The sequence below is a fragment of the Micromonospora sp. AKA38 genome (genome assembly GCF_027925725.1).
Taxonomy (GTDB): Bacteria; Actinomycetota; Actinomycetes; order Mycobacteriales; family Micromonosporaceae; genus Micromonospora.
On the sequence record NZ_BNEI01000002.1, the window covers coordinates 153,315 to 179,106 of the forward strand.

The 25,792-nt window shown below is 75.3% G+C and carries 23 protein-coding genes; 9 read left to right on the forward strand and 14 right to left on the reverse strand.

Annotated features, from left to right (window positions below):
• The first annotated feature begins 30 nt into the window (after positions 1–30).
• Positions 31–363, forward strand: coding sequence for a hypothetical protein (locus TPA0908_RS04245; protein WP_281934849.1), 333 nt, complete (start codon positions 31–33; stop codon positions 361–363).
• Here TPA0908_RS04245 and TPA0908_RS04250 read toward each other — a convergent pair.
• Complete coding sequence (locus TPA0908_RS04250; RefSeq protein WP_281934851.1) at positions 360–1,304, reverse strand: FAD-dependent oxidoreductase; 945 nt, start codon at positions 1,302–1,304, stop codon at positions 360–362. The two genes, TPA0908_RS04245 and TPA0908_RS04250, sit on opposite strands and share 4 nt — an antisense overlap.
• Positions 1,305–1,418: 114 nt before the next feature.
• Between TPA0908_RS04250 and TPA0908_RS04255 the strand changes: the two genes are divergently transcribed.
• Entirely contained in the window at positions 1,419–2,315 is an 897-nt protein-coding gene (locus tag TPA0908_RS04255) for a LysR family transcriptional regulator (protein WP_281934853.1), read from the forward strand.
• Positions 2,316–2,330: 15 nt separating this feature from the next.
• Here the strand turns inward: TPA0908_RS04255 and TPA0908_RS04260 are convergent, their stop codons facing one another.
• The 6 genes from TPA0908_RS04260 to TPA0908_RS04285 all read right to left on the reverse strand — a co-directional run bounded on the left by TPA0908_RS04260 (position 2,331) and on the right by TPA0908_RS04285 (position 8,066).
• Positions 2,331–3,569, reverse strand: a complete 1,239-nt coding sequence (locus TPA0908_RS04260) for a vWA domain-containing protein (protein ID WP_281934855.1) — start codon at positions 3,567–3,569, stop codon at positions 2,331–2,333.
• Positions 3,566–4,798, reverse strand: coding sequence for an AAA family ATPase (locus TPA0908_RS04265; protein WP_281934857.1), 1,233 nt, complete (start codon positions 4,796–4,798; stop codon positions 3,566–3,568). Before TPA0908_RS04265 ends, TPA0908_RS04260 begins: the two co-directional genes overlap by 4 nt.
• A gap of 39 nt (positions 4,799–4,837) precedes the next feature.
• Positions 4,838–6,169 carry a hypothetical protein gene (locus tag TPA0908_RS04270; RefSeq protein ID WP_281934859.1) on the reverse strand — a complete coding sequence of 444 codons (1,332 nt, stop codon included), beginning with the start codon at positions 6,167–6,169 and terminating at the stop codon, positions 4,838–4,840.
• A gap of 91 nt (positions 6,170–6,260) precedes the next feature.
• On the reverse strand, positions 6,261–7,121 hold the full coding sequence (locus TPA0908_RS04275) for a hypothetical protein (protein WP_281934861.1): 861 nt from the start codon (positions 7,119–7,121) through the stop codon (positions 6,261–6,263).
• A 46-nt stretch (positions 7,122–7,167) separates the two neighbouring features.
• Positions 7,168–7,782, reverse strand: a complete 615-nt coding sequence (locus TPA0908_RS04280; protein ID WP_281934863.1) for a dihydrofolate reductase family protein — start codon at positions 7,780–7,782, stop codon at positions 7,168–7,170.
• A gap of 86 nt (positions 7,783–7,868) precedes the next feature.
• A complete protein-coding gene (locus TPA0908_RS04285; protein WP_374709169.1) occupies positions 7,869–8,066 on the reverse strand; it encodes a mycothiol transferase in 198 nt (65 codons plus the stop codon).
• A gap of 231 nt (positions 8,067–8,297) precedes the next feature.
• Between TPA0908_RS04285 and TPA0908_RS04290 the strand changes: the two genes are divergently transcribed.
• Complete coding sequence (locus TPA0908_RS04290; RefSeq protein WP_281934865.1) at positions 8,298–8,723, forward strand: iron chaperone; 426 nt, start codon at positions 8,298–8,300, stop codon at positions 8,721–8,723.
• A 67-nt stretch (positions 8,724–8,790) separates the two neighbouring features.
• Here TPA0908_RS04290 and TPA0908_RS04295 read toward each other — a convergent pair whose 3' ends face one another.
• Entirely contained in the window at positions 8,791–9,537 is a 747-nt protein-coding gene (locus TPA0908_RS04295; protein WP_281934867.1) for a hypothetical protein, read from the reverse strand.
• A 106-nt stretch (positions 9,538–9,643) separates the two neighbouring features.
• On the opposite strand from TPA0908_RS04295, the gene TPA0908_RS04300 reads away from it, so the two are divergent.
• Genes TPA0908_RS04300 through TPA0908_RS04315 form a run of 4 tightly spaced genes read left to right on the forward strand, consistent with a single transcriptional unit; the run spans position 9,644 to position 11,399 of the window.
• The gene (locus TPA0908_RS04300) at positions 9,644–9,967 is read left to right on the forward strand and encodes an ArsR/SmtB family transcription factor (protein WP_281934869.1); all 324 of its coding nucleotides are present in this window, start codon (positions 9,644–9,646) and stop codon (positions 9,965–9,967) included.
• Positions 9,964–10,434 carry an SRPBCC family protein gene (locus TPA0908_RS04305; protein WP_281934871.1) on the forward strand — a complete coding sequence of 157 codons (471 nt, stop codon included), beginning with the start codon at positions 9,964–9,966 and terminating at the stop codon, positions 10,432–10,434. Before TPA0908_RS04300 ends, TPA0908_RS04305 begins: the two co-directional genes overlap by 4 nt.
• Positions 10,412–10,768 carry a nuclear transport factor 2 family protein gene (locus TPA0908_RS04310; protein ID WP_281934873.1) on the forward strand — a complete coding sequence of 119 codons (357 nt, stop codon included), beginning with the start codon at positions 10,412–10,414 and terminating at the stop codon, positions 10,766–10,768. The genes TPA0908_RS04305 and TPA0908_RS04310 overlap by 23 nt, the downstream gene beginning before the upstream one ends.
• 52 nt (positions 10,769–10,820) lie before the next feature.
• Positions 10,821–11,399: a dihydrofolate reductase family protein gene (locus TPA0908_RS04315; RefSeq protein ID WP_281934875.1), complete on the forward strand. Its 579-nt coding sequence runs from the start codon at positions 10,821–10,823 to the stop codon at positions 11,397–11,399.
• On the opposite strand, the gene TPA0908_RS04320 is transcribed toward TPA0908_RS04315, so the two are convergent.
• Positions 11,381–12,091: a helix-turn-helix domain-containing protein gene (locus tag TPA0908_RS04320; protein WP_281934876.1), complete on the reverse strand. Its 711-nt coding sequence runs from the start codon at positions 12,089–12,091 to the stop codon at positions 11,381–11,383. The two genes, TPA0908_RS04315 and TPA0908_RS04320, sit on opposite strands and share 19 nt — an antisense overlap.
• A gap of 32 nt (positions 12,092–12,123) precedes the next feature.
• On the reverse strand, positions 12,124–13,026 hold the full coding sequence (locus TPA0908_RS04325) for a sulfotransferase domain-containing protein (protein WP_281934878.1): 903 nt from the start codon (positions 13,024–13,026) through the stop codon (positions 12,124–12,126).
• Between the two features lie 272 nt (positions 13,027–13,298).
• On the opposite strand from TPA0908_RS04325, the gene TPA0908_RS04330 reads away from it, so the two are divergent.
• Entirely contained in the window at positions 13,299–16,595 is a 3,297-nt protein-coding gene (locus tag TPA0908_RS04330; protein ID WP_281934879.1) for a hypothetical protein, read from the forward strand.
• Positions 16,596–16,674: 79 nt separating this feature from the next.
• Here TPA0908_RS04330 and TPA0908_RS04335 read toward each other — a convergent pair whose 3' ends face one another.
• A complete protein-coding gene (locus TPA0908_RS04335; RefSeq protein ID WP_281934881.1) occupies positions 16,675–17,421 on the reverse strand; it encodes a TetR/AcrR family transcriptional regulator in 747 nt (248 codons plus the stop codon).
• Between the two features lie 100 nt (positions 17,422–17,521).
• On the opposite strand from TPA0908_RS04335, the gene TPA0908_RS04340 reads away from it, so the two are divergent.
• Entirely contained in the window at positions 17,522–18,505 is a 984-nt protein-coding gene (locus TPA0908_RS04340; protein ID WP_281934883.1) for an NAD(P)-dependent alcohol dehydrogenase, read from the forward strand.
• Positions 18,506–18,560: 55 nt separating this feature from the next.
• On the opposite strand, the gene TPA0908_RS04345 is transcribed toward TPA0908_RS04340, so the two are convergent.
• From TPA0908_RS04345 to TPA0908_RS04355, 3 genes are all read right to left on the reverse strand, one after another.
• Complete coding sequence (locus tag TPA0908_RS04345) at positions 18,561–19,052, reverse strand: hypothetical protein (protein WP_281934884.1); 492 nt, start codon at positions 19,050–19,052, stop codon at positions 18,561–18,563.
• Positions 19,053–19,056: 4 nt separating this feature from the next.
• The gene (locus tag TPA0908_RS04350; protein ID WP_281934885.1) at positions 19,057–22,407 is read right to left on the reverse strand and encodes an ALF repeat-containing protein; all 3,351 of its coding nucleotides are present in this window, start codon (positions 22,405–22,407) and stop codon (positions 19,057–19,059) included.
• A 223-nt stretch (positions 22,408–22,630) separates the two neighbouring features.
• A complete protein-coding gene (locus TPA0908_RS04355) occupies positions 22,631–25,753 on the reverse strand; it encodes a hypothetical protein (protein WP_281934886.1) in 3,123 nt (1,040 codons plus the stop codon).
• Between the last annotated feature and the right edge of the window lie 39 nt (positions 25,754–25,792).

Genomic DNA, 25,792 nt, shown 5'->3' on the forward strand with positions numbered 1-25,792 from the left:
CGGGTCAACGACTCGGTCACCGTAAGGGGTATGTCTACGCCGAACGGGTCCCCCGTGCCGAACCGCCAACGCCGAGCGGTCAGACCTCACCTGCCGAGTCGTCCGCTGTGGCTGTGCCGCGTCTGCGCCGCGCCGTGGCCATGCCAGCCGGCCCGGCTCCTGCTGCTGATGGAGTACCGGCGCGACCGGGTGTCCCTGTCGATCTACATGGCCGGTTGCCTGTTCGACGCCACGGCGGATCTGCTGGCGCTGACCCCGAACCCGGGCCCGGATCCCGCGGCGCTGTTCGACCGGTTCCTCGCGTGGACCGCTCGCGAACCACGAACGCCCGCCGCGCCGCAGCCGCCGGCACCGCAGACCTAATCCGCCAGGGCCAGGTCGGCGACCTCGGCCGCGCAGCCCCAGGACAGCGTCACCCCGGCCCCACCGTGCCCGTACGCGTGCACCAGCCGCCCACCGCCGGGATCCCGCTCGACCCGGGGCCCGCCGTGCCGGACCGGTCGCAGCCCGATCCGTTCCCCCAGCACCGGCGCGTCCGCCAACCCTGGCACCAACGCGACGCAGCGACGCCGGATCGCCGCCGCCGTCTCCGGGTCCGGCCGGGTGTGCCCCACCCCGGGCTGGTAGGTGCCGCCGAGCACCACGTCGTGCCGGCGCGGGTGCACGTACGTGACGCCCGCCGGGTCGTCCTCGTCGCGTACCGAGACGGTCAGCCCGGGGTTCGCCACCAGCACGATGTGCCCGCGCGCCGGGTGCACGGCCGGGTCGGCGGCGAGCCGGCCGGCGGCCAGGCCGGTCGCGTTGACCACTGTCGGCGCGATCTCGTACGCCTCGGCGAGCGTGTCCAGCGCACGCCGGACGATTCGGCCGCCACCGGCCGCCACCTGTCGGTGCAACCAGGTCAGGTAGCGGTTCATCTCCACCGTCGGCGCGGTGAACCGCAGCAACGCGGTGTACGGCGGCCGGGCCGGCTCGACCACCAGGTCACCGCAGGCGTCGGCCCACCAGGGCGGCCCGGCGTACGGGCGACGCAACCACATCCGGGTCGGCCGGTCCACCACCCCGGGCACACCGTCGGCGGCCTGGCGGCGCAGCTCGGCGTGGGTGTCCCGGGCCCAACGCAGCACCCGCGGATCCGCCTCCGTGTGGCTCGGGTACCAGACCGCCGCGGCCACCGTGGACACCGTGTCCGCCGGGTCGTCGGCGGTCAGCACGGTGACCCGCGCGCCGCGCCGCTGAAGCGTGACCGCCGCGGTCATCCCGATCACCCCGCCGCCGACCACCACCACGTCCGCTGTCGTCATGATCCGCGCCCCTCGCCCGTACCGTCGATGTGTTGCCGATGGTGGCCCCCGGGAGACGGTGCCGTCCAAGACGGATCGGACCGGCGGCGATAAGCGGCGCTTATGATGGGTGGCATGGTCGAGGCCCCGGGCGCCTGGTCGGACCTGCGCCGGCTGCGCTCGTTCGTGGTGCTCGCCGACGAGCTGCACTTCACCCGCGCGGCGGCCCGGCTGCGCATCGCCCAGCCCGCGCTCAGCCAGCAGATCCGCGCCCTGGAACGGCAGCTCGGCGTGCCACTGGTGCACCGCACCAGCCGGGGCTGCACGCTGACCGAGGTCGGCGCCCGGGTCGCCGACGAGGCCGCCCGGCTGCTCGCCGAGGTGGACGCCGCCACCGCCCGCATCCGCGACCTGGCGCGCGGCCGGGGTGGTCGGCTGCGGTTGGCGTACACCCGGTCGGCGCGCGGCGGCCGGGTCGACACGCTGATCGCCCGGTTCCGGGCCGCCCACCCCGGTGTCGAGGTGGTGTCCGAGACGGCGTGGACCGCGCCGAACGTGGCCGGCCTGCTCGCCGGCCGGCTGGACGCGGCGTTCGTCCGGCCGCCGGTGGACGAGCCGGCGCTGGCCTGCCGCACGGTCGACACCGAGGAGCTGCTGCTGGCGTTGCCGGCGGGCCACCCGCTGGCCGCCGGCCGCCGCCGGATCGGCCGGGCCGAGGTGGTCGACCTGCCGGCGGTGATGTGGCCACGGGAGAACGGGCCCGGCATGTTCGACCGGACCATCGCCCAGGTGTGGCCGCGCGGCGGCTTCCGGCTGGTCCGGCACGAACCGGACGACGAGCAGTTGCTGCGCGCGGTGGCCGACGGCGACGTGGTCGCGGCCGTGCCGGCCGGTCGGGCGCGGGCGTTGCGGCTGCCCGGCGTACGGCTGCGCCGGTTCGCCGCCCCGACGCCCACCGTGGACGTCGGGTTGGCCTGGCCGGTGGACAGCACCAACCCGGCGCTGCACGCGCTGCTGGCGCTGCTCGACTGAACCGGACCGCCGCGCTCACCGGGACGGGGAACCGAGGGTCACCACCCGCGCCCAGTCCGGCGGCGAGTCCGGCACGTGATCCGGGTCCTGCTCGCTCCACCGCACCGGCCGGGGAAACAGGCCCACCACGGTCCGGCAGGAGGGCCGGGTGGCGGGCCAAGGCGTCTGCCCGTCGGTCAGCACGACGACGACGTCCGGGCGCCGGGCGTCCCGCAGCGCCCGCGCGAATCCGGTACGCAGGTCCGTGCCACCGCCGCCGACCAGCGGGAGGTCCTCGGCCCGGCACAGCATCAGCACCCGGTGCGCGGCGGCGTCGCAGGGCAGCACGGTGACCAGGTCACGGCGTCCGCCCACGGCCCGGGCGATCGCGGCGACCTCCAGCAGCGCGCTGCCCAGTTCGGTGTCGCTGACCGAGCCGGAGGTGTCGACGACCACGCAGACACGCGGTGGCCGGCGGCGCAGCGCCGGCAGGACCACACCGGGTACGCCGGCCGAGCGCCGCGACGGCCGACCGTAGGTGTAGTCGTCGCCCGCCCCGGAGGCCGATACCGCGGAACGGACGGCGGCGCCCAGCAGCTCCCGCCACGGCTGCGGCGGGTGGAACACCTCCTCCGCCCACCGCCGCCAGCCCTTCGGCGCGGTCCCGGGCCGGCCGGTGATCCCCTCGGCCACCCGGAACCGCACCGCGTCCCGTTCCTGCTCGGTGAGCCCGTGCGCGCCGTCCGGTCCCAGGTCCCACGCCCGGCCCAGGCCGTCGGCGCCGCTGCCGCAGTCCAGCCAGGCCAGGTGCTGGGTGAGCGGTCCGAGCCGGAACTGGCGCAGGTACTCCTCCATCAGCTGTCCCTCGGGCAGGCGCAGGCAGCCGGGCTCGACGGCGTCCGCGGGCCGGACCAGCCCGTCGCCGTACGCGTCGTCGTTGATCTCGCAGTCCGCGGCGATGTTGATCCGCAGCCGTTCCGCGGCCCCGGTCAGCCCGTGCTCCCGGAGAAACCGGTCACCCCTGCCGTGGTGGTCCCGCAGCAGGTGGGACACCTCGTGCACCCACACGGCGGCGAGGTCCGCCACCGGCGTACGGGCCACGAACAGCGGCGAGACGTAGCAGCGCCAGTGCCGGTCCACGGCCATCGTGGGGACCCGGCGGGACTCGACCACGTGCAGCGCGAACAGCGCGGTGGCCAGATAGGGGCGGACTCGCGCCGCGTACAGGCGGGCGGTGAGCAGCTTGTCCCGGTCGAGGACGACGGTGGCGCTCATCGGCCGGCCGCGACCCGGGCCGCCGTCTCGTCGGCGCCCCGCGACAGCGACGCCACCGCGGTGAGGCGGTCGATCACCGGCGGGATGTCCCAGTCCTCGCGGCGTAGCCGGGCCAGCGTGGCGGCGGGGACGACCACCAGGTCCGGGGCTCCGGTCTCCGCCGCCCGGCCGAGCAGCGTCCAGGCCGCGTCCCACCGGGCGCGTTCCGGGCGACGCCGGACCGCCTCCACGACCGCGTCCAGCACGGCCTGGCGCAGGTCACCCCGCTCGGGCAGGGCGGCGGCGTGCGGATCGGCCAACACCTCCTCCGGGTCGGGCAGATCCATCCGGTCCAGGCTGGCCAGCAGCTCCAGCCCCGGCCCGTCGCCCACCGCGCCGCGGACCAGTGCGGACAGCACGTCCCGCGAGGTGTCCGCCGCGGCGGCGAACGCGATCAGCCGCAGCGCCATCTCCCAGCTACGCGGCGAGGGCCAGGCGCCGCCCCGGCCGGCCTCGCTGGTCGGCAACCGGTGCACCAGCGTCGGGCGGGCCGACAGCAGCGTGCACACCGCGCGGCGGGCATGTTCGACGGCGCCGGCCAGCCGCGCCGGGTCGAGCCGGGGCAGGGCCGCCCGGGGCCAGGTGCCGCCGAGACCGCGGACGACGACCTCGTGGTCGTGGCTCCACTGGAGATGGACGAACCGGTTGGCCAGCGGCGGGCTCAGCTCCCAGCCGTCGGCGGCCGAGGTACGCGGGTTGGCGGCGGCCACGATCCGGACCCCGGGCGGCAGGCGCAGGCTGCCGACGCGCCGTTCCAGCACGAGGCGGAGCAGTGCCGCCTGCACCGCGGGCGGGGCGGTCGACAGCTCGTCCAGGAACAGCAGTCCCCGGCCGGCGTGGACCAGGCGCACCGCCCAGTCCGGCGGCGCCATCGGCACGCCCTGGGTGGCCGGGTCGTCGCCGACGACCGGCAGACCGGCGAAGTCGGACGGTTCGTGCACACTGGCGATCACCGTGGTCAGCGGCAGATCAAGGGACGCGGCGAGCTGGGTCAACGCGGCCGTCTTGCCGATGCCCGGCGCGCCCCAGAGCAGCACCGGCAGGTCGGCGGCCACGGCCAGCGTCAGCGCCTCCAGTTGCGGGTCGGGCCGCGGCTCGGTGGCGCTGGTCCCGAGCAGGGCGATCAGGTCGGCGGCGACATCGAGCTGCGCCGGCGGGTGGGTGTCGGTCCGGATGGCGGCAGGGGGCATGAGCATCACCTTGGGGGTTCGTGACGGGCTGCGGCCCGGTCAGCGGAAAAGGGCGTGACGAGGGTGGGAACGCCGGTCCGAGGCGGATCGCGGGTCCCGGGTGGACGGCACCGGGCAGCGGCCGGCGAGCCCGGCCCGGAACAGCCCGTGGCTGATCCGCCGGAGCGCGGCGTCCTCCAGCTCCGCGCGCAGCTCACCGTGGCGCAGCAGCGCGTCCGGCCCGAGCAGCGCCTCGACCGCCGCCACCGCGCCGGGCAGGTCGCCGTGGTCGAGGCGGGCGCGGATGTCGGGCAGGGACTCGGGCCGGCGGTGCGCCTCGTCGATCGCGCGCAGGCACGGCAGCGGCGTACCGGTGAGCGTGGCGAGCAGCTCCTCCCGGCGTACCTCCGCCGGGTCGTGGTCCAGCGGCGCGAGCACACCGTCGACGAGGCCGATCCGGTGCCGGACGCCACGGCAGTCGACCAGGCGGGGCCGGTCCCCCGGCCGGTCGTCGCGGGCCCGGACGGTGGCCGGAGCGTCCGGGGCGAGCGCCGACGCCACAAGCGGGTGCAGCCGGTCGGGCTCGATCATCCGATGACGCAGCAGTTCCACGTCCGGCGGTGTCCGGGTCGCCGCGTCCGGCAGCACCGGCAGCGCGGTCGACCGGCCTGACCGGGCCGTCCACCCGCCGCCCCGGCGTTGCAGGATCAGGCGGCGACGGGACCCGAGCCGCACCGCCACCGCTTCGCCGGTCGAGCCCTCGGCCCGGAGCAGCAGCGCCGCCTCGGCCGGCCACCGGTGTGCCGGATATCCGTGGGCCGGCCCCGCCGAGTCGACCGCCGGCAGGTCGGCACCGGAGCGGACCCGCAGTTCACCTGCCCGGCGCGCATCCCACAGGTGGCGGTGCAGGTCGAGCCGGAAGCGACGGTCGGGACGGGGATGCGGGTGGGCCGCCACGTCGTCGCCGGGGCCGGCCCACACCGCCAGGCTGATCCGCTGCCCGGCGTCGGCCCACACCGGCGGTGTCCGCGCCACGAGCTGCGCCGCCCCGGCACCGCCCCGGCCGGGCGGGCCGTACCGGGCCAGTGTGACGGTCAGCCCGGGACGCAGCAGCCCGTCCGGGGCGGTCCTCGGCAGGTGCCAGCGCAACAGGTCGGGCGCCAGGTGCCGGAGGTCGTCGCGGAGCCGCGCGGCCAGCTCCCGGCCGTGCCGGTGGACGACCGCGCGCAGGCTCAGATCGACGTCGACGCGGGTGACCGCACAGGCGCCGGCCCAGTCGCCCACCGAACGGCGGGCGGTCGCGGCCTGGATCATGTCGGGCGGGACGGCGTACTCACGCACCCGCTGCCAGAGGGAGAGGCGGAAATCCGCGTTCGCAACCGGAGAGCGCATCAGCACTCACCTTGCGCGAACCGGGCCCCCAATCTGCACGAGAGAGTCATCGCCGAGGATCGTAGCGGCGCGCCCGGCGGACCGCCAGCGGTTACCCCGGACCGGCCACCGGCGCGGGCGCCGCGGGCGCGCGGCGCCCGGCTCCGGCGAGGCCGGCGACGAGCAGCAGGTAGGCGGTCAGCTCGACCAGCACGGCGAGCGCCGGCACCGGTTGCGGCAGTGCCGCCGTGGGCGTGACGGCGTACAGCACCTCGGACTCGGTGAACGTCGGGACGGGCAGCCGCACCGCGTCGATGCTGGTGTCGATCAGTGGCCATGCCACCAGCGACAACAGGACCGCGCCGGCCGCGGCGAGCCAGCGACCCCGGCCAACCAGCAGCACGGCGAGCGCCAGCGCGGTCAGCGCGAGGGCGAGCGCCGGAAGGACCGCCAGGATCAGCGCGCCCACCGCGTCCGCCACGTCCGGCCCACCCGGCCGCGACCGCTGCTCGGCCAGCAGGTCCCGCCGAAGGTCGACGACCCGGATCAGCGCGTACCCGAGGAGCGGCACCGCCACCAGCGCGGCGGTCACCACCGGGCCACGCGTGACGCGGGCGCGCCACCCGACCAGCAGCAGCACGGTCGCGGCCAGCGCCGCCCCGCAGGCGGTGAGGCCCGCCGCGAAGCCGGCCGTGACGTCGACGTGCTCGATCCGGCCGTACACCGTCCAGCCGAACTCCCGGCCGCCGGGCGCCGCCGGCATGGTGCGGACCGCGTCCACCAGCAGCACCGCCAGCGCCGCCGGCACCGACCAGCGCGGGGCCGGCAGGCCACGGGTCAGCGCGTAGGCGAGCAGCAAGGCCAGGCTCAGCACCTCGGCGCCGCGCCACACCGGGTGCGCCGCCAGGACGCCGACGGCGTGCAGCACGGCGCACACCGCCGCACCGGTCAGGAGCAACGGGCCGCGGCGCACGCCGCGGATCTTGCCACGGCGTGCGGGCCCGCCGCTGCCCCGCCCGTCAGCTCCCGGTGGCCAACTGCTCCTTCGCGTCGTCGTAACCGGCCTGGCCCGGTGCGTCGGCCGGCGCGTAGATGACCCGGATGACGCCGGTCGGGTACGCCTCCGTCGCGGTCACCCGGAGGTGGTACGGGCGGTCGCCCTCGTCGAACAGCTTGCGTCCCTTGCGGGCCGCCACCGGGTGCACCAGCAGCCGCAGCTCGTCGACCAGCCCGGCGGCGAGCAACTGCTGCACCACCGAGATCGAACCGGGGATGAGGACGCCCTTGATGCCGGCGTCGGCCTTGAGCGCCGTCACCGCGTCGACCAGGTCGCCCTGGACCAGCTCGGAGTTGCGCCAGGAGAACTCCAGCGGCTGGCGGGAGACGACCACCTTGCGCATGTCGCCGAGCTGCTTGGCGAACGGCGCGTCGTCGCTGCCTTCGGCCTCCCGGCCCGGCCACGCGCCGGCGAAGCTGTCGTAGGTCTCCCGGCCGATCAGCAGGACGTCGGAGGTGTCGTAGTCCTCGGTGACGGCGCGGCCCATGTTGTCGTCGAAGTAGGGGAAGTGCCAGTCCGGGTCGATCTCGGCGACGCCGTCGGCCGAGATGAACAACGTGGAGACGACCTTCGCCATCGTGGTGCTCCTTCATGTTCCAGGTGATGTCGACGGGTGGACCGCCGTCGCATGCCAAACTCATCGGCTCGTCAGCGGGTCACGCCTCAGATCGTGAAGTCCGCCGGCGCGCCCTCGCCGACCCGCCCGTCCACCGCCTCGCGGAGCAGGTCGGCGTGTCCGGTGCGGCGCGCGTACTCCTCGATCATGTCGAGGAGTATGGCGCGGACCGTGGGCGTGCGACCGTCCGGCGAGGTGAAGGCGGCCGGCCCGGCCAGGCCACGCTCCTCGGTCACGGCGGCCACCAGGGTGCGGGAGCGATCACCGGATCATAGGCCGCCGTGACGCTGCCGGCTGTCCCCGTTGCGCCTGACGCGTGAGAAGGGGCCCCACCTATACCGGAGGCGTTAAGCGGGGGCCCCGCCTCACTCCCGAAGCGATCAGGAATCGAGAAGCGGGTGGGCAGCGGCGGTCGTAGCGTTTCTGCTGAGCGGGGCGGCGTCACGTCGACCGCCGGGGAACGAGGGGGAACCGAGATGAGCGAGGGCTTCAGCGCCGAGGAACGCGCCGCGATGAAGGAGCGCGCGGCCGAGCTGCGCGCCGAGGGGAAGAAGGGCGGGAAGAAGGCCGACGAGTTGCAGGCGGTCCTCGACCGGATCGCGCAGATGGCGCCGGCCGACCGCGAGTTGGCCGAGCGCGTACACGTGACGATCACCGCCGCCGCTCCCGAGCTGTCGCCGAAGACCTGGTACGGCATGCCCGCGTACGCGAACGCGGCCGGCAAGATCGTGGTCTTCTTCCAGGATTCGGGGAAGTTCAACTACCGCTACTCGACGGTGGGCTTCCAGGACGCGGCCAACCTCGACGACGGCGACATGTGGCCGGCGTCGTTCGCGCTGCTGCGGTGGAGCCCGATGGTGGAGAAGCGGCTCACCGAGCTGGTGCGGACCGCGGTCTCCTGACGGGCCTTCCGGTTGCCCCCGGTCCTCGCGGACGGCCCGTCTCGGCGGGCCGCCGATGCGGGCCGGCTCACCGTTGCCAGGAGTCGAGCCCGCGGGCGGCGGCGCGGGCGACGTCGTCGGCGAGGTCGGGGTTGTTGCTGCTGCCCTCCCAGCCCTGGTCGTGCACGACGGTCACCGCGTCGGCGAGCTTCACCACCGTGATCTGGCTGGTGGTGGTGCCCTCGGCCGGGCTTCCGTCGAGGCTCGTCGCCGGCCGGGTCAGCGTCACCAGCAGCGCGTCGTCGCCGGTGCTCGCCAGCGGCTGCGACCGGACGGTGACGGTGGCGCCCCGCTCCGGGAAGGAGCGGCAGAGTGCCAGCGCTGCCCGGACCCGGCGCAGGTAGTCGCCGGCGCCGGTGCCGGTGAAGGCGAAGACGGTCTGGTGCAGCGTGCCGTAGGGGACGTTCTCCGGTGGGTCCCCGGGCGTCTGGTAGGTGCTCATCATCGCGGCGCCCGCGGTCACCGATCGGCCGCCGGTGGCGAACTCCTCGGCGCACAGCTTCGGCAGCGCGTCGGCGACCTCCATCGGCTGGGGGGCACCCTTGCGCAGCTCCGCGGGCAGGTCGACGAACGCGGACCTCGGGATGGTCACGGTCGTGGCGGTCGACGACGACGCCGACGGTGCGGCGGCGGACGTGGGGACCGTCGACGGTGCGGGGGGCGCGCCCCGGTTCGGGTCAGTCCCGCCGTCGGTGCAGGCGCCGGCCAGCAGCGCGGTGGCGAGCACCGACAGGCCCCACAGTCGCCGCCGGTCAGGTCGGCTCGGTCTGTTCACATCGACCTCCCTTCTCCCGGCGTGCCCGCTCCCGGTCCCGCCGAAACGCCGGAGCCGAATACAAACAAGCACTTGCGCAAGCGTAGGTTTGGATTAGGGTGGGGACGTGTCCGACCTCGACCTCGCGTTCGCCGCGCTCGGTGACCCCGTCCGCCGCGCCCTGGTGACCCGCCTCGCCCACGGTGACGCCACGGTGGGCGAGCTGGCCGAGCCGTTCGACCTGACCCCGCAGGCGATCTCCCACCACGTGGGCGTGCTGCGCCGCTGCGGCCTGGTCGCGCAACGCCGCGAGGGCACCCGACGACCCTGCCGGCTCCGGGCCGACCAGCTCGCACTGGTCGGAGCCTGGATCGACGAGCAGCGCCGGGCCTGGGACGACCGGCTCGACGCGCTCGACCGTCACCTCGACGACGAGGCGGGGGCCCGGTGACCGCCCGCGCCGAGCGGCACGGCGACGAACTGATCGCCCGTCGACACCTCCGTGCCGGGGCGGCCCGGGTCTGGGCCGCCTTCACCACGCCGGCGAGCCTCGCGGCGTTCTGGGGCGGCTCGCACGCCGAGGTGCCACCCGGGTCGGTGACCGTGGACGCGCGGCCCGGCGGCGAGTTCGCGCTCGACACCCGCGCCCCGGACGGCGCGACCCGCCGACTCCGCTTCGTCTACGTACGCCTCGACCCGCCGCGCGAGCTCGTCTTCGACGAACCGGTGACCGGCCTGCGCACGACCGTGACGCTCCGGCCCGCTGGCGAGGGCACCGAGCTGACCGTCCACCAGCGCCGGCTCCCGCCGGAGCTGCGGACCGCCCGGGCCGCGGACGGGCTCGCCTCGATCCTCGACGCCCTCGCCGCCCACCTTTCCGCCGCAGGAGCCGACAGTGCCGCAGATCAGCCAGCGTGACCTGGTCGACGAATACTTCGCCGGCTTCCGGGCCAGCGACCACCCGCGCATCCTGGCGACGCTCACCGACGACGTGGAATGGGTCATCCACGGTCACCGCACCACCCGGGGGCGGGCGGAGTTCGACGGCGAGATCGAGAACCCGGCGTTCGCCGGCAGCCCGCAGCTCGACGTCGAGCGGGTGCACGAGGACGGTCCCGTCGTCGTGGTGACCGGCGAGGGCCGCGGGGTCAGCGTGGCGCACGGGCCGTTCCGCTTCGCCTTCAACGACCTGTTCACGTTCCGCGACGGGCTCATCGCCCGCGTCGACTCCTACGTGGTCCCGCTGCCCTGACGTGTCGTTTCCGTACAAGACACCGGGCCACCCGGATTCCTAGCATTCCCCCATGCGTGATCTTGTCTATACCGGTTTCCTGTCGCTCGACGGCGTGGTGGACTCCCCCGGCGGCGGGCCGGGCGAGGAGCACCGCAGCGGCGGCTGGGTGGTGCAGGACATCGAGTTCGTGCCGGAGGCCTTCGGCCTCAAGGGCGAGGAACTCGCCGACACCACGGCGCTGATGTTCGGCCGCCGCAGCTACCAGGCGTTCGCGCCGGTCTGGCGGGACTCCGACGACCACGCCGACTATCGGGAGCTGCCGAAGTACGTGGTCTCGTCCGGCCTGCCCGACGACGCGCTCGTCGACGGCTGGGGCCCGACGACGATCCTGCGCTCGACCGACGACGTGGCCGCGCTCAAACGGGGCGAGGGCGGGGCGGTCTTCATCCACGGCAGCGCGGAACTCGCCCGCCGCCTGTCGGACGCCGGTCTGGTCGACCGGTACCACCTGCTCGTCTTCCCGGTGCTGCTCGGCGCCGGGAAGCGTCTGTTCAGCACCACCGACAAGGACAAGCAGACGTTGCGGCTGCGGGAGTCCGAGACCTACTCGAACGGTGTGCTGAAGCTGATCTACGACGTGGTCCGCTGACCCAGGTCCAGCGCGATCGGTCGGCCGTTGCCGGCACGCAACTGCCCCGCCGTCCGCCCGACGTACCGGCGCAGCGCGCGGGCCAGGTGCGGCTCGTCGACGTACCCGAGCCGGGTGACCGCCTCGGCCACCGTAACGCCGGCGGCCAGCAGCGCCGCGGCCTCCCGGGCCCGTTCGATCTGCCGCACGGCGCCCTGGGTCAGCCCGGTCGCCGCCCGGAACCGACGTTCCACGGTGCGCGGCGACGCGTAGGGGCGGTGGCCGCGGCGAAGCTCGGCGACGACCGGGTCGCGGACCACCGCGCCGGCCCGGACCAGCCGCTCGACAAGCGCCTCGGCGTCGTCCGGGCCCGGTGTCTCCCACCGGTCGCCGGCCAGCCGGAACGTCCGACGGGTGACGTCGGGCAGTGCGGCGCCGCGGTCGACCAGGGCCGGGGCGGGGAGGGCGCGCAGCGACGTCCCCACCGCGAACTCGATGCCGACGAAGGCGGCGCCCGCCGGCACCGGCGCGACGCCCGCGCCGGTCTCGGGCCCGGAGACGCTCGCGTACGGCTGGCCGTCGCACTGCCAGAACACCAGGCCCCAGCACGCGGTGGCCACCGACGTCATCTCCGTGACCGGCCCGCTGGCGCAGGTCCACACCGTGTCGACCCACCCGGAGTCGGACGCGCGCGTGGTGAACCGCAGGGCCACGGCAGCAGGATACGGCGATCGGCCGACAACCCCTACCGGGCCGCCGGGTCCGACCCGTCGGGCCGGGCGGCGACCGCGTCGCGGGCGGGGTAGCCCAGCACCTCGGCCAGGTCACCGGCCGCCGCGGTGTAGGCGGCGTAGATGTCGTCGTCGAAATGGTTGCGCCAGTCGCCGGCCGCGCCCTTGCGGTAGTGGGAGATCCGGCCCGGCGTCTCCTTGTCCTTCTTCATCTTCGTGAAGCTGTAGCGGGCCAGGAGCGCGGTCAGGTCGGACGGCGGAAGCGTGATGCCGCAGTGCCGCATCAGCCGGTCCACCTCTTCGGCCTGCCGGTCGCCGGTCAGGTCCTCGTAGCGGAACAGGCGGAACGTCTCCGCGGGCGGGGCCACCGCCCACGAGCGCATCTGCCCGAACTGCTTCTTGTCGCGGAGGCGGTCGATGACGTAGAGCATCCCCTCCTTCTTCGACTTCTCCTGGAGGGCCTTCCGGGCCTGCGGGATGTCACCCATCGGGGCGTGCGAGTTCCGCAGTGAGAAGTAGCTCGACACCACCACGTCGCGCGGGTCGCGGATCACGAAGAAGGCGCGGTACGTGCCGGCCTTCGGCACCGCCTCGAACCGGCGGTGGGACAGGAAGATCGCGAGGCCGACCCGGCCGCGCGGGACGGGCGCGGTAGCCCCGCCGGCGTAGAAGCGCGGGTCGTACGGCAGCAGCCCGGAATGACGGTAGACGGTCGGATCGCTGAACAACGCCTTGATCCACTGGCTGCCCGTCTTGCGGACGGTGCAGTGGAAGATATTGTCGAATTCGCTGCGGGAAACCACCGGCACGGTGAGCCGCATCCGGGTGTTGCGCGTTTCCATCTGCGCCCGCCGGGCCGCGACGCGCATGGAGTTCGGCGTATTGTGCTTGGCGAATTCGACGGCGCGATTGATCATTCTTCCAAACCTGTTCCGCGCCCCGCGGAGCAGGGCACACCGACACTTACGCGCACGTCGCACAGCCGGAATCGCAGACTCCATCTGCTCGCCCCGCGCCCCGATGCGCCGCTAGGAATATCCCCGACGGTCCCATTGATGTCAATCGGAAAAGACCTGAGAGAACGCTGAAAATCCGCAATTTACATAGGAATTGCAGGAATGGTGGACGCGCGGGATTCCGGTCCGCCCGGCGTCGGGCCGGCACCCGGGGCGCGCCACCCACCGGCACAATGTGCGTCGTGCTCACCGCCACCCGCGCGCTGCTGACGTCGCTCGACCCACTCCCCCACCGGGCCCGGATGCGCCACCTCGCCGACTGGGCACGCACCGCGCCCGACCGCGCCCGGGTCTGCGCCGACCTCCGCGGCCGGGACGCCTACTCCCGGCGGCTCGCGTTGATCGCCGCCATGGTGGTCCGGGACGACGCCGCCGTCGCCGCCGCGACCCACGACCCGCTGCCGTCGATCCGGGCCACCGCACTCGCCATGGCGCTGCGCGCCGGCACGCCGCCCGGCGACCTCGCCGACCGACCCGCCGGCGACCGGCGGCGGGTCTACCGCACGCTGCGCCGCCGGCCCGTGCCGGCCGTCGCCGACGCGCTGATCACCGAGGTACGCGACCGGTTCGGCGACGAGGAGGCCGCCGCGTTGCTGCCGGCCTGCGGCACCGACACGGTACGGGAGTTGCTGCCCGACCTGGAACACGCGCTCGACCCGGAGCGGCTGGTCCGCCGGCACGCCGGCACGCTGCTGGCCCGGACCCGCGAGCGGCTGGCCGCGGCCCCGCCCGAGCAACGCGCCCGGATCTGGGGCGAGGTCGCCGGCGCGGTGCTGCGATGCGACCCGGCGGAAGCGCTCGACCTGCTCGAACGGTACGCGCCCGAGCAGTCGCTGCCCGGCCCGCCGGTCGCGTACGGGCGGCTCGCCGCCTACGACGCGGCCCGCGTCGTACGCCTGCTCACCGCGCCGGGGCGCGCGGCCTGGGTGGCCCGGACCGCGTCGACGCCGGCGCTGCGACGCCGCCTCGCGACGTTGCCCACCGACGAGCTGGCACCGCTCGCCGCCCGGCTCCGGGACCACGGCCGCGGTCTCGCGGCGCTGCTCGACGCCGTCGCGCCGGGCCGGCGCGGCGAGCTGTACGACCGGGCGCTGGCCGGTGCCGACAGCACGCTGCTGGTGCCGGCCGCCGAGGTCATGGACGTGCTGCCGGCGACGGTCCGGGTCCGGGAGGCGACCCGGGTGCTCGGCCTGCCCCGGATCCGGGAACGGGAGGCCGACGTCCGCGCGTGGAGCGCCTACCTGCCGTGGCCGGACGCGTCCGCCGCGCTGGACGGCGCGGTGCGCTCCGGTGACGCGGACGAGCGGGCCACCGGCTGGGCGCTGCTGGTGGCCGCCGCCCGCCGCTCCCGCGACCCGCGCGTGGTGGCCGAGCTGGTCGCCCGGCTCGCCCGGCTGCGCAACGAGCAGGATCCGGTACGCGCCTCCGCGCTCACCGCGCTGTCCCGGGTCGCGCCGCTGCTCACCGCCGACACGGCCGGCGGGCTGACGCGGGTGACCACCGACGCGGTCGACGCGCGGGACGCCTCGGCCGCCACCACGTCGGCGCTGAGCCACCTCGCCGCCGACGTGCTGGCGCGCCACGTCGACGTGGCGCCGCTACGCGGCTGGGCGCTGCTCACCATCGACCGGGTGAGCAGCGGCGCGACCGTGCCGATGCTGCGCCGCTTCGACCAGGTGCTGCGGCGCGGGCAGGAGTCGATGGTCTTCGAGCGGCTGCGCGGCTGGGTCGAGGCCGGCATGACCCGCGGCAACCACGCCCCGCTCTTCGCGCTCACGTACGCGCTGGGCAAGCGGGCCTGGCGGCTGCCCGCGCTCCAGGGGCTGCTGCGCCGGGCGCTCGCCCGGGACACGCCGCCCTCGGTGGCGCGGACGGCGATCGCGCTGTGGCTCGCCGACCCGGGGACCCGCGCCGAGCGGGTGGCCGAGGTGCTCGACGTCGACGCGTCGGCGGTGACGCTGCACGAGGTGTGGGAGGCGGTCGGACGCGTCCGCACCGACCTGCTCGACCGGGCGTTGGGCCGCCGCCGCCCGCGCGGCCGGTTCGTCATGGCCGGGACGCGCTGGGTGCCCGGCCACGCGCCGGGCGCCGCGCGCTGGCTGCCCCGACAGCAGGCCCGCTTCGTGGAGCTTCAGGAGCTGGTCGTCACCGACCCCGGCCACGTCGTGTGGCAGCGCGCGACGGCCATCCGGGCCGCCGCCGGCCTCGGTGACGCCGGGCGGGCGCTGGTCCGGCGCCACCTCGACGCGCCCGAGGTGCCGGTCGCCGAGGCGGCACTGGGCGCGCTGGTCCGGACCGACCGCCCGGACGAGGCGCTGCCGGTGCTGCTCCGGTACGCCGACGGCGACCGGGCCCGGGTCGCGCTGTACGCGGCGGCCCGCGCCGCCCGGCACGTCCCGCCGTCCAGGCTGGTCGACCTGCTCGGCGCGCTGCTGCGGACCGGGCCCGCGAAGATCACCAGCCGGAAGGAGGCCGCCCGGCTGCTGGCCCGCTACGGGCCGCCCGCGGCGATGGCGACGCTGCGCGACGCGTACCTCGATGCGGGAACGCACCGGGACCTGCGGGCGGCGATCGTCTCCGCCGCCCGGCAGCGGCTGACCCCGGAGGCGAGCTGGACCGTCCTGCGGGCCGCGGTCGACGGCAGCCGCGAGGAACGACGCGCGGTCCTCGGCGCGTATCCGTACTGGATTCCGGAACGCCACCGGCTCCGCTACGCCGCGCTCGTCGTCGAGGCGTGTCGCGCCTCCGACCGGGAGGTCCGGCGTGCCGCGTTCGGTCGGCTCGGGGAGTGGGCGCCCTGGCTGGCCGACGTCACCGACCTGGTCCTCGACCGGCTCACCGACCTGGACGAGACGCTTGTCGACGTGGCGGTGGCCGACCTGCTGCGGGCCGGCGGCGACGAGGTGCTCGGCATCGCGCTGGCGCGGCTGGTCGACCGGGACGCCGCCGACGACCGGCCCGGCGACCCGGCCGCCGACCGACCCGCCCGGCGGCGCGTCGACGTGCTCGCCCGGGGCGCTGCCGTGCGGGTCGCGCACCGGCCGGCCGACGCCGACCGGACCGCGCTCGTCGACGCCGCCCGGTGGCTCGCCGGCCGGCCCGGTTTCGTCGGCACGGCCGCCGGCCTGCTGGTCGACCTCGGCCGGCTGGACAACCTGGACGAGGTCGCGGCGCTCTGCGCGGGCCGGCCCGTCCTCGCGGTACGCGCCGCCGGACGGGTCGGCGCGCGGCTGCGCGCCCTCCCGGACTGGCCGGACCTGACCGGGCTCGACGACGTGGTGGCGCGGCTGGCCGGCCGGGGCGACCTGGCCGGCGGGCTGTTCGCGGTGGCGCTGGTCCGGCACGGGGCGGTCTCCGGCTGGCCGGAGCCGTGGCGGGGCCTGCTGACCGGGCTGCGCCGGCACCCCGACGCCGACGTGCGGGAGGAGGCGTACGGGGTCGACATGCGGGAGGCAGCTCACACCCAGTAGGTGTCGTGGTGGAGGATGAACGTCCCCCTCCTCGCCCGACACCCCGCATCCGCCGCCCCCGTGCGCCCTGACCTGCTCTTCAGCGGGGCAGAACCCGAGCCGCCGTGGACGACACTCCTGAATCCGCGGACGTCCAGCCCTGCCGGTGCAGCCGTTCGACGCCGTCCAGCAGCAGGTCCAGCGCGAACTCGAACTCGAACTGGTCGTCGCAGCCCGAACCGACCACCGATCCGTCCTCGTGGGACGCCGCCCCGGCCACCTCGGCGAGGTGCGGGAACCGCGCGGCGGCCTCCGGCGGGAACGCGGCCGGCGGCTCGGGCTCGGACGTGCCGGACCGGCCGGCACGCCGGGACGCGTCGAACAGTTCCTGGCTGAAGCCGAGGATCCGGCTGCCCATCGCGTGCATCACGTGGTGCGCCAGGTCGACGGAGAACCCGCCGGCCCGGAACGCCCCGACCATGGAGTCGAGGTAGGCCAGCACGCCGGGCGTCGCGGTGTCGCGCGTCTCGATCGCCAGCGACGCCCAGGGGTGGCGGCGGAGCATCTGTCGCGCGGAGAGCACGCGTCGGCGGATCGTGTGTTTCCAGTCGCCGTCGGCGGCCGGCGGGTCGATCTCGGCGACGACCGCGTCGATCATGCCGTCGAGCAGTTCGTCCTTGTTGGCCACGTGCTTGTAGAGGGCCATCGGCACGACGCCCAACTCCTGGGCGAGGTTACGCATGCTGAGGGCGGCGATGCCGGCCTCGTCGGCGAGCGCGACGGCGGTCCGCAGGATCCGTGCCCTGCTCAGTGGCGCCCGGCGCGCCACGTCGGCCTGCTCAGCCATCTCGTCCTCGCTCCCGGCGGCGGTGGTTGAACCCTAACCGTCTTGACAGGTGTACGCCGTACACCGACCATAGGTGTACGGCGTACACCAAGGAGGCACGATGAAGGCGATCGTCCAGGACCGGTACGGCCCGCCGGAGACGCTCACGCTGGCGGACGTTCCGGTGCCGCAACCCACCGCCGACCAGGTGCGGGTGCGGGTCGAGGCCGCCGCGCTCAACGCGTACGACTGGCACGCCACGCGCGGCGACCCGTGGCTGGCGCGACTGGCGATGGGGCGCACGCGGCCCCGGGCCCGCATCCGGGGACGGGACTTCGCCGGCCGGGTCGAGGCCGTCGGCGCCGACGTGCGGCAGGTGCGCGTGGGTGACCCGGTCTACGGCGACCTCGGCGACGCCAACGGCGCGTTCGCGGAGTACGTGTGCGTACCCGAGGTCCTGGTCGCACCGGCGCCGGCGAACCTGACACCGCAGCAGGCGGCGGCGCTGCCCCTGGCCGGCACCACCGCGCTGCTGGGGCTGCGCGACGCCGGGCGGGTCCAACCCGGGCAGCGTGTCCTGGTCAACGGCGCCTCCGGCGGAGTCGGCACCCTGGCCGTCCAACTGGCCAAGGCGTTCGGCGCGACCGTGACCGCGGTCTGCAGCACCCGAAACGTCGACCTGGTCCGCGCGCTCGGCGCCGATCACGTGATCGACTACACCCGCGACGACTTCACCCGCGACCCGCGCCGCCACGACGTCGTGTTCGACCTGGTCGGCAACCGCTCGCTCACCGCGCTGCGGCGTGCGCTGACCCCGACCGGGACGCTGGTGCTCTCCGGCGGCGGCGTCTACCGCGGCGGCCACCTCGTCGGACCGGTCTGGCTGCTCACGCGTGGCCGGCTGGTGGCGCCGCTCATCCGGCACCGCCTCGTCGTCCTCGCCACGACACCCGGCCGGCAACACCTCGACGCGCTACGCGCCCACGCCGAAGCCGGCCACCTCACGCCGGTCGTCGACCGCACCTATCCGCTCGCGGAGGTGCCCGCCGCCATCCGCCATCTGGAAGGCGGACACGCCCGCGCGAAGGTCGTCATCACCGTCTGACCGCGAACGAGTGCCGGACGAAGCCGTCCGGGCCCCGACCGGCACTCCTCCGCCGTCAGCAGGACTTCTTCGCCGCGCGGCGGAACGCGTCCTCGGTGACCGCCTTCCGCTTGCCGCCGGGCTCGCCGACGAGCACCTGATCCGGCGGCAGCGCGGCCAGCTCCGCCAGCGTGAAGCGGACCGGCACGGTGCCCTGCCCGCTGTCGAAGGCGGAGGCGGTGTACTCCGTACCGGGCTGGAACGCGGTCAGCGTCCGCCCGTCGACCGTCCACCCCGACGGCGACTGCAACAACCGGACCTCGTCGACGGCCCCGCCGGTGCCGCGGTCGGCGTCCCACTGGGCCGGCGGGGAGACGCCCTCGGTGGAGACGCTCACCCGGTCCGCGTCGAACGTGTCGCAGCCGACGATCAGCATCGTGGGTTGCCCGTCCACCTGGCGCACCGCGGTCACCCGCTTCGCGGCCGGTGAACACGCGGAGACGGTGGCCACGGTGGCGAGCGTCGCGAGGACGCCCGCCACCCGGATCAGCCGGGACGGCCTCAGCATCGGCTCACCAGCAGAGACCCAACATGCACTTGGCCACCGGTTCGAGCCAGCTGGGCTGCGCCGGTTCCTTGCCATGCTCCCAGTATCCGCCCTTCCAGGGATTGGCCCCGATCTCCCACGGGTTGGCGTCGCCGTCGGTGCCGGTGAGCAGGTACGACAGGGCGGTGCCGGAGAAGTAGAGCGCCAGGAAGTTCGGCGGGCTGAAGTGCTGCCACTGGTCGGAATGTCGTGCCTCGTGTTCGAGCAGGTCCGGGCCGTACGTCCCGGCGTCCACCCCGGCCCGGCGCAACGCCTCCCGCTCGGCGGCCTCGGCGTTGACGGTCTGGAGCAGCTCACTCGACGAGCCCGGGTAGAGCAGGTAGTCGCCGACCGTGATCGGCCGCCCGTTCGGGGTCTGCACGCCGTAGCAGATCATCTGCTTCTGGCCGGCGAAGCACTGGCCGCCCCACAACCTGACGGCCGCCTGGGCCAGCAGATTGTTGCCGAGCAGTTGGTTGCCCAGCCGGAACGGCGGGTCCCGTGGCGGGTCCTGGCCCGGCACCGGCACCTCCCAGGGGCTCTGCTCGGGGCCGCCACGGGCCTGCTCCTCCCGCTGCAACCGCACCGCGGCGTCGAGCGCCACCAGGGCGTCCGCCGCCGCCTCCTGCGCGCTCTTGCCGGCGGCCAGCGCCGAGGCGCGGGCCTGCGCGGCAGCCCGCTGGGCGGCGTCGGCGTAGGAGGCGGCCCGGGCCGCGGCGGCGTCGGCCGTCGCGGCGGACCGCGCCGCCGCCTGGGCGTCCCGCTGGGCGGCGGCCGCCGCGTCGCGGGCCACCTGCGCGGACGCCGCGGCCTGCACCGCGGACGCCGCCGCCTGCTGCGCCGAGGTGCGGGCCTGGTCGGCGTAACCGGCGGCCTGGCTGGCCGCGGTGGCGGCCTGCTCGGCGTAGCGCGCCGCGTCCTGGGCCGCCTTGCGGGCGACCGCCGCCACCCGCTGCGCCTCCGCGGCGTCCCGGCGGGCGTCGGCGGCGTACCGCAGCGCCTCGGAGACCAGCCCACGGACCCGGGCGATGTGGGTGGCCGCCTCGGCGTCCCGACGCTGCGCGCGGAACTGCCCGTCGGTGAGGAAGTCCTTCAGGTACGACCGGGGGCCGGTGAGCGCGATCTGGGCCATCGACTTCACCTCCGGACCACCCGCGGTCATGATCTGGCCGACCCGGACCCGGTCGTCCAGCTCGGCCGCGGCGTACTGCCCGGTGGTCAGGAACTCGTGCCGGTCGGCGGCGGTGCCGTCGAGCGCGGCCTGCCCCGCCGCCTTCATCTGGGTGCCGCCGGCGGTCATCAGCTGACCGATCCTGATCCGGTCGTCGATGTCCTTGCCCGGGTACTCCCGGGTCTCCAGGAAGGTGACCACGGTGTCGTGCGAGCCGGTCAGCGCCGTCTCCGCCGCCGTCTTGAGCGCCGGCTTGTCGGCGGTGGCGGCGATGTGCCGGACCTTCATCCGGTCGTCCTCCTCGGCGGCGGCCTCCCGCCCGGTGGCGAGGAAGCTGCGGAGATCGGCCTCGGAGCCGGCGAGCGCCGCGCCCGCCGCCGCCCGGGTCCAGTCGCCGCCGGTGGCCATCAGACGCGCGGCGGCCCGACGCCCGCTGGACAGGACGACCTCCGACGAGGCGCCCGGGGCACTGGCCTCGGCCAGCCACTGCCGGGTCTGCTGGTCCAACCGCGCCTCCTCAGCGGCGTCCGCCGCGGCCCGGTCCAGTCGCTCCTGCTCGGCGACGCGCGCCTCAGCCGCGTCCGCCTTGCCCTCCTCGGTCTGGTCGGCCAGGCGTTCGGCGTCCGCCAGGCGGGCGTCCTCCTCCACCTGCACGGCCTGGTTGGCCGCCTCGGTCGCCGTGTTCGCGGCGGTGGTCGCGGCGGTGGCGGCCGCCGTCGCCCGGGCCGCCGCGGTGGCGGCCTCGCCGGCGTGCGCCGCGGCGTCGTCCGCGGCCACCGCGGCTGCCTCCGCGTGCTTCGCCGCGTCCAACGCCGCCTGGTACGCCTGCCGGGCGGCCTGCGCCGACTTCAGCGCGAACCGCTCGGCGGCGTTCGCGGCGCGGGTCGCCGCCGCCGCGTTGCGCTGGGCCGCCGCGGCGGCGGCCCGGGCCCGCGCGGCCTCCGCCGCCGCCACGTTGGAGTAGTTGCCGGCGGCCGCGGCGGCCGTCGCCGCGGCGGCGGCGTTGTTGCCGGCGCTGGCCGCGGCGGATGCCGCGCCGCTGGCGGCCTGGGCCGCGTTGCCGGCGGCGAGCGAGGCGTCGGCCGCCTTGCGGGCGTTGACCGCCACCTGACGTGCCTCGGCGGCGGCCGTGCGGGCCGCCGCGGCCTTTGTCGCGTCGGTGGCCGCGTTGGCGGCGGCGCCGAACGCGCGGGACGCCGCCTGCCCGGCGAGCGTGGCCGCCGAGGCGGCGCGCGCGGCGGCGTTCGACGCCAGCCGGGCGGCGTTGTTGGCCGCCCGCGCGGCGCCGACCGCGGTGCGGGCCGCGTCGGCCGCCCGGGCCGCCGCGTCCGCCGCCCGGGCGGCGGCGCTGGACGCGCGCTTGGCCGACTCGCGGGCCGCCTCGGTCTCCGCCTTGGCGCGCTCGGCGGCGGCCTTGGCCAGCCGGGCCGCCTCCACCGCCTGCGCGGACGCGTTCTTGGCGGCCTCGGTCTCCTCGGCCGCCATCTCGCCGGCCTCCTTGGCCTGGCTGACCAACTGGGTGAGTGTGCTCACCTCCTGGTCCCGGGCCCGTGCCACGTGCTGCCCCCGGACCAGGAAGTCGCGCAGGTCCCGGTCGGTGCCCGCGAGCGCCTGCTGAGCGGCCTCGCGGACGGCGGGACCACCGGCGGTCATGATCTGGCCGATCCGCACCCGGTCGTCGAGCATCCGCGCGTTGCCCAACTCCAGGAAGAAGAACCGCTCCAGGTCCTCCGGGGTGCCGGTCAGCGCACGCTGGGTCGCGGCCTTCACCTGCGGGCCGCCCACGGTCATCACCTGGGCGGCGCGCACCCGCAGGTCGAGGGCGAGCGGCGCCTCGTAGCCGCTCTCCAGGAACCGCTGCACGTCGGCCGGGGTACCGGCCAACGCCGCCTCGGCCGCCTGCCTCGTGTTGGACCCGCCGATCTCCTGGTACTGCTCCACCACGGCCCGGCTGTCGTGCGCCACCGCTTCGGAATAGCCGCTGTCGAGGAACTCGCGGAGGTCCGCGTCCGAGCCGGTCAACGCGACCTCGGCCGCCCGCGAGACGGCGGGGCCGCCGGTGCGCATCAGGTCCACGCAGCGGGCCCGGTCCGCCGGCGTCAGCGGGTCCGCCGCGCTGGCCGGTGACGCGAACGTCGTCGCTGTCACGATCATGGTGGTGGTCATGGCGACGACCGCACGTAGTGTCGTCCCGCCCGGGCGCCTTCGGCGTCCTCTCACGGCCTGTTCCCCCGTTCGTCCACTGGCAACGCCGGCAAGAAGGTCCGGCGCGGCCAGGCTATGTTCGCCGGGGGCGGCGTGATGTCCCGTGTGGACGAACCACCATAATCGTCGATACCCGCCGGTCCGAGGGCGCACCACGGCGGTACGCCCTCGGGCCGGATCCGGGTCAGCTCGCGTGCACGCTGACGTTCGTCGCCCGCAGCAGGCCCAGCACGGTCCGCACCGTCGCCAGGCCCTCCTGGTGGCTACCGGCCTTGATCCGGCCGGACCAGTAGGCGTACCGCTCGGCCAGGCTGTCGACGCCCACCGTCCCGGCCCGCAGCACGCAGGAGCCGAGCGGGTCGTCGGGCGCCTCGGTCGCCGGAGCGGTGGCGCACCCGGCGGTGAACCGTTCCTGTCCCCGCATCGGGTCGAGCCCGGAGACGTCGCCCTGACAGGGGTCCCAGTCGAGGGTCTGGGCGCAGGTGGCGTAGTTCGCCAACGCCCGCTGGTAGGCGTTGAACAGGTGCAGCGATCCGGTGTTGTAGCTGTCCTGGCTGCGTGGCAGGCGGTAGTCCGCCGGCAGCGACCGGTCGCCGAAGAGTTGACCGTGCAGCACGTCGTCCCGGTCCAACGCCGAGGACCAGCCCAGCTCGGAGAAGATCTGGAGCATTCGGACCGTGTCGGAGACCTTCTTCCCGGCGTCCCACAGTTGCTGGGAGACCGACCAGGTGCCGGCCGCCGGCCGGTCGACACCGGTGCCGAGCGCCGCCACCCGGTAGAAGTAGCGCTGCTTACCGGTGAGCATGGCCCGCGTCTTGGTACGCGCCAACGCCACCGCGGCCGGGTTCTCCACCACCGTCCCGCTGTTGTCCAACGCCGGCCGGTACGTCGAGTCCCACTTCTGGTTGACGTAGTAGTCGGGCTCCCGGCAGTAGCCGGTCGGCGGGTTGGCCCGCTGGTCCCACAGGCAGACGTCGATCAGGTGCGTCTTCCACGTCACGGTCCGCACGTCCTGCCAGTCGCCGCCCAGCCACTTGGCCTGCTGCCGCACCACCAGTTGCAGGTCGGCGTTGGTCCGCTGGGTGCGCGGCCCGTCGATCACCTCCACGTTGACGAAGTCGGCGTCCAGGCAGGAGCGCAGCTCCGGCCGGTGCGCGGGCGCCATCGCGTAGGTGGCGAGGTGGTAGACGTTCGGCAGCGCCGACCGGTTGACCCGGCTCGGCGTGGTGACGCCCCCGGCCTGTCCGCAGAACGGCATCCTGGCCACGTCCGCGATCCGGCCCGCCGCCGGGACGTCCTGGTCGACGCTGCCCCACATGTCGTAGTCGCGGTCGGTCTCCACCCAGCGCACCGCCCGGCCGACCTCGTCGAGGGCCGCCTTCCACTGGCCCGTGGCCGACCGGTAGTCGGCCATGAGGCGCTGGAACAGCGCGTTGGTGCCGCCGTCCGCGGCCGGGGCGCTGAACTGCCGCACCCGACGGTTCACCGCGTCACCGGCGGCGATCGTGCTCTGCGTCTCGGCCGCGCCGACCTGGGCGGCGTACTGCGGGTTCTGCAGTTGCAGGATCAGGTTCGCGCGGGCGCCCAGCAGCCACGCCGACGGGTTCGCCACGCCACCGGCCGGCGCGTCGCCGGGGGCGGGGGTCAGCGCGATGCCCCGGGCGCCCGCCCACTGGGCCAGGTAGTCGATCGCGCCGGCCGGCAGGTGGAGACCGACCGTCGACACCGGGTCGGCCAGCGAGGTGCCGACCGGCACGACGTGGGGCGCCTGCCGCGCCGAGTCGACCGCGAACGTCCGGGTCGGCGAGTCGCCCTGGTCGAAGTACGTCGCGAAGGAGTCGATCGCCGAGCCGGTCCGCGCCTCACGGTGCACGTACCGGTCGACGCTGGTCCGCAGCGGCTGCTGGACGATCTGCTCGAACGCCGCCTGGCTGGCCAGCGCGAGCCCGTCGACCCGCTGGTCGAGCACGATGAGCTGCCCGGCGATGACGGTCAACTGGGCGCGTACCTCGGCGAGGTCCCGGGCGAGCGCGGTGAGCTGGGCGCTCAGCGCGTCGTACATCACGCCGAGCATCTTCTCGATCCGGTCGAACCGCTTGTCCATGCCCGCCGCGAGCCGGTTGATCTGGTCCCGCAGCGCCGCGATCTGCGCACCGGTGGCGTCGTCGGCCCCGCCGCCGGAGGTGAACAGCGGAAGCAGGATCATCGCGGCCCCCACCAGGCCACCGACCAGCGTGAACGTGGACATGGCCAGCGCCGCGGTGGTGATCCCGGCGGCCGAGATGGCCGCGGTGTAGGTGGTGATGGCCGAGATGGCGCCGACCACGGCCTTGGCGATGGTCTCGATCTGCCGGCCGAACTGCTTGTCCACCATCCCGGCGAGCTTGCCGAGCACGGTGACGGCCTGACCGAGCTTCTCGTTGAGCTTGCGGTCGGCCTCCGCCTTGGCCTTGGCGGCGGCCTCGTCGGTGGCTGTCGGCTTGTCCGGCCCGCCGATCGGGAAGCGGTCGGACTGGGCCACCGCGTCGGTCACCGCGGCCGCCGACCGCGCCCGCAGCGCGGCGAGCGCGGCGTCGAGCTGCGTCTGAATCTCCGCCCGGTAGGCGTCCTTGTCGTACCGCTTCGCGGTGATCGCCGGAAGGTCGAGGTGGCCGGTCAGGTCGGGCAGTTGCGCCAGCTCGTCCGCCGGGGTGTCCAGGCGTACGCCGAGCCGGGTGCCGACCGCGCTGTTCCAGACCTCGGCGAGGACGGCGTCGGAGGCGGCCCGGGTGTGCAGCCCGGCCCAGACCTGGCCGATCGCGCTCCGCGACAGCATCTCCCACATGTGGTCCTGCGTGCCGCTGCGGATCTGCTCGATCGGCGGCACGATCCCGCCGAGTTCCTCACCTGTCGTGCTGCGCAGCAGCCCCCGGACCGCCGGGCCGCCGAGCCGCGCCTCGCCGCTGCCGGCGAGTTTCTCCACGGCCGCGCCGAGCAGGTGGAGCTTGCCGGGTGACTCGTCGGACGCGGTGACGGCCTGCCCGACGAGGGCGGTGACGGCGGTCAGGTGGGCGCCGACGGCGGCGGCGTCGGCGGTCGGGTGGGTGGCGCGCCAGTCGCTGAGTTCGGCGGCGAGCACGGCGTCGGTCAGGCCCGGGGTGCCACCCTCGCGGACCTGGACGACGGCCGCGAAGAGGGCGTGGTGCACGGCCTGCTCGTCGTAGGTGACCGGGTCGGCGGCGACCGCCGGCCCGGCCAGCCCGACGACCAGGCCGACACCGGTCACCGCGGCGAGCCACCGGTGTGGGCGGCCCTTCTTGGTTCTCATGGATGTCCCTTCTCCGACGCCCCGCGGTCGCGGGGCGCG

Excerpts from the sequence above, each read along its gene's own strand:
- TPA0908_RS04325 (WP_281934878.1), bottom strand. The coding sequence starts at position 13,026 with ATGATCAATCGCGCCGTCGAATTCGCCAAGCACAATACGCCGAACTCC.
- TPA0908_RS04355 (WP_281934886.1), bottom strand. The coding sequence starts at position 25,753 with ATGAGAACCAAGAAGGGCCGCCCACACCGGTGGCTCGCCGCGGTGACC.
- TPA0908_RS04345 (WP_281934884.1), bottom strand. The coding sequence starts at position 19,052 with ATGCTGAGGCCGTCCCGGCTGATCCGGGTGGCGGGCGTCCTCGCGACG.
- TPA0908_RS04330 (WP_281934879.1), top strand. The coding sequence starts at position 13,299 with ATGTGCGTCGTGCTCACCGCCACCCGCGCGCTGCTGACGTCGCTCGAC.
- TPA0908_RS04290 (WP_281934865.1), top strand. The coding sequence starts at position 8,298 with ATGAGCGAGGGCTTCAGCGCCGAGGAACGCGCCGCGATGAAGGAGCGC.
- TPA0908_RS04260 (WP_281934855.1), bottom strand. The coding sequence starts at position 3,569 with ATGAGCGCCACCGTCGTCCTCGACCGGGACAAGCTGCTCACCGCCCGC.
- TPA0908_RS04245 (WP_281934849.1), top strand. The coding sequence starts at position 31 with ATGTCTACGCCGAACGGGTCCCCCGTGCCGAACCGCCAACGCCGAGCG.
- TPA0908_RS04270 (WP_281934859.1), bottom strand. The coding sequence starts at position 6,169 with ATGCGCTCTCCGGTTGCGAACGCGGATTTCCGCCTCTCCCTCTGGCAG.
- TPA0908_RS04265 (WP_281934857.1), bottom strand. The coding sequence starts at position 4,798 with ATGCCCCCTGCCGCCATCCGGACCGACACCCACCCGCCGGCGCAGCTC.
- TPA0908_RS04335 (WP_281934881.1), bottom strand. The coding sequence starts at position 17,421 with ATGGCTGAGCAGGCCGACGTGGCGCGCCGGGCGCCACTGAGCAGGGCA.
- TPA0908_RS04250 (WP_281934851.1), bottom strand. The coding sequence starts at position 1,304 with ATGACGACAGCGGACGTGGTGGTGGTCGGCGGCGGGGTGATCGGGATG.
- TPA0908_RS04340 (WP_281934883.1), top strand. The coding sequence starts at position 17,522 with ATGAAGGCGATCGTCCAGGACCGGTACGGCCCGCCGGAGACGCTCACG.
- TPA0908_RS04350 (WP_281934885.1), bottom strand. The coding sequence starts at position 22,407 with ATGACCACCACCATGATCGTGACAGCGACGACGTTCGCGTCACCGGCC.
- TPA0908_RS04315 (WP_281934875.1), top strand. The coding sequence starts at position 10,821 with ATGCGTGATCTTGTCTATACCGGTTTCCTGTCGCTCGACGGCGTGGTG.
- TPA0908_RS04255 (WP_281934853.1), top strand. The coding sequence starts at position 1,419 with ATGGTCGAGGCCCCGGGCGCCTGGTCGGACCTGCGCCGGCTGCGCTCG.
- TPA0908_RS04280 (WP_281934863.1), bottom strand. The coding sequence starts at position 7,782 with ATGGCGAAGGTCGTCTCCACGTTGTTCATCTCGGCCGACGGCGTCGCC.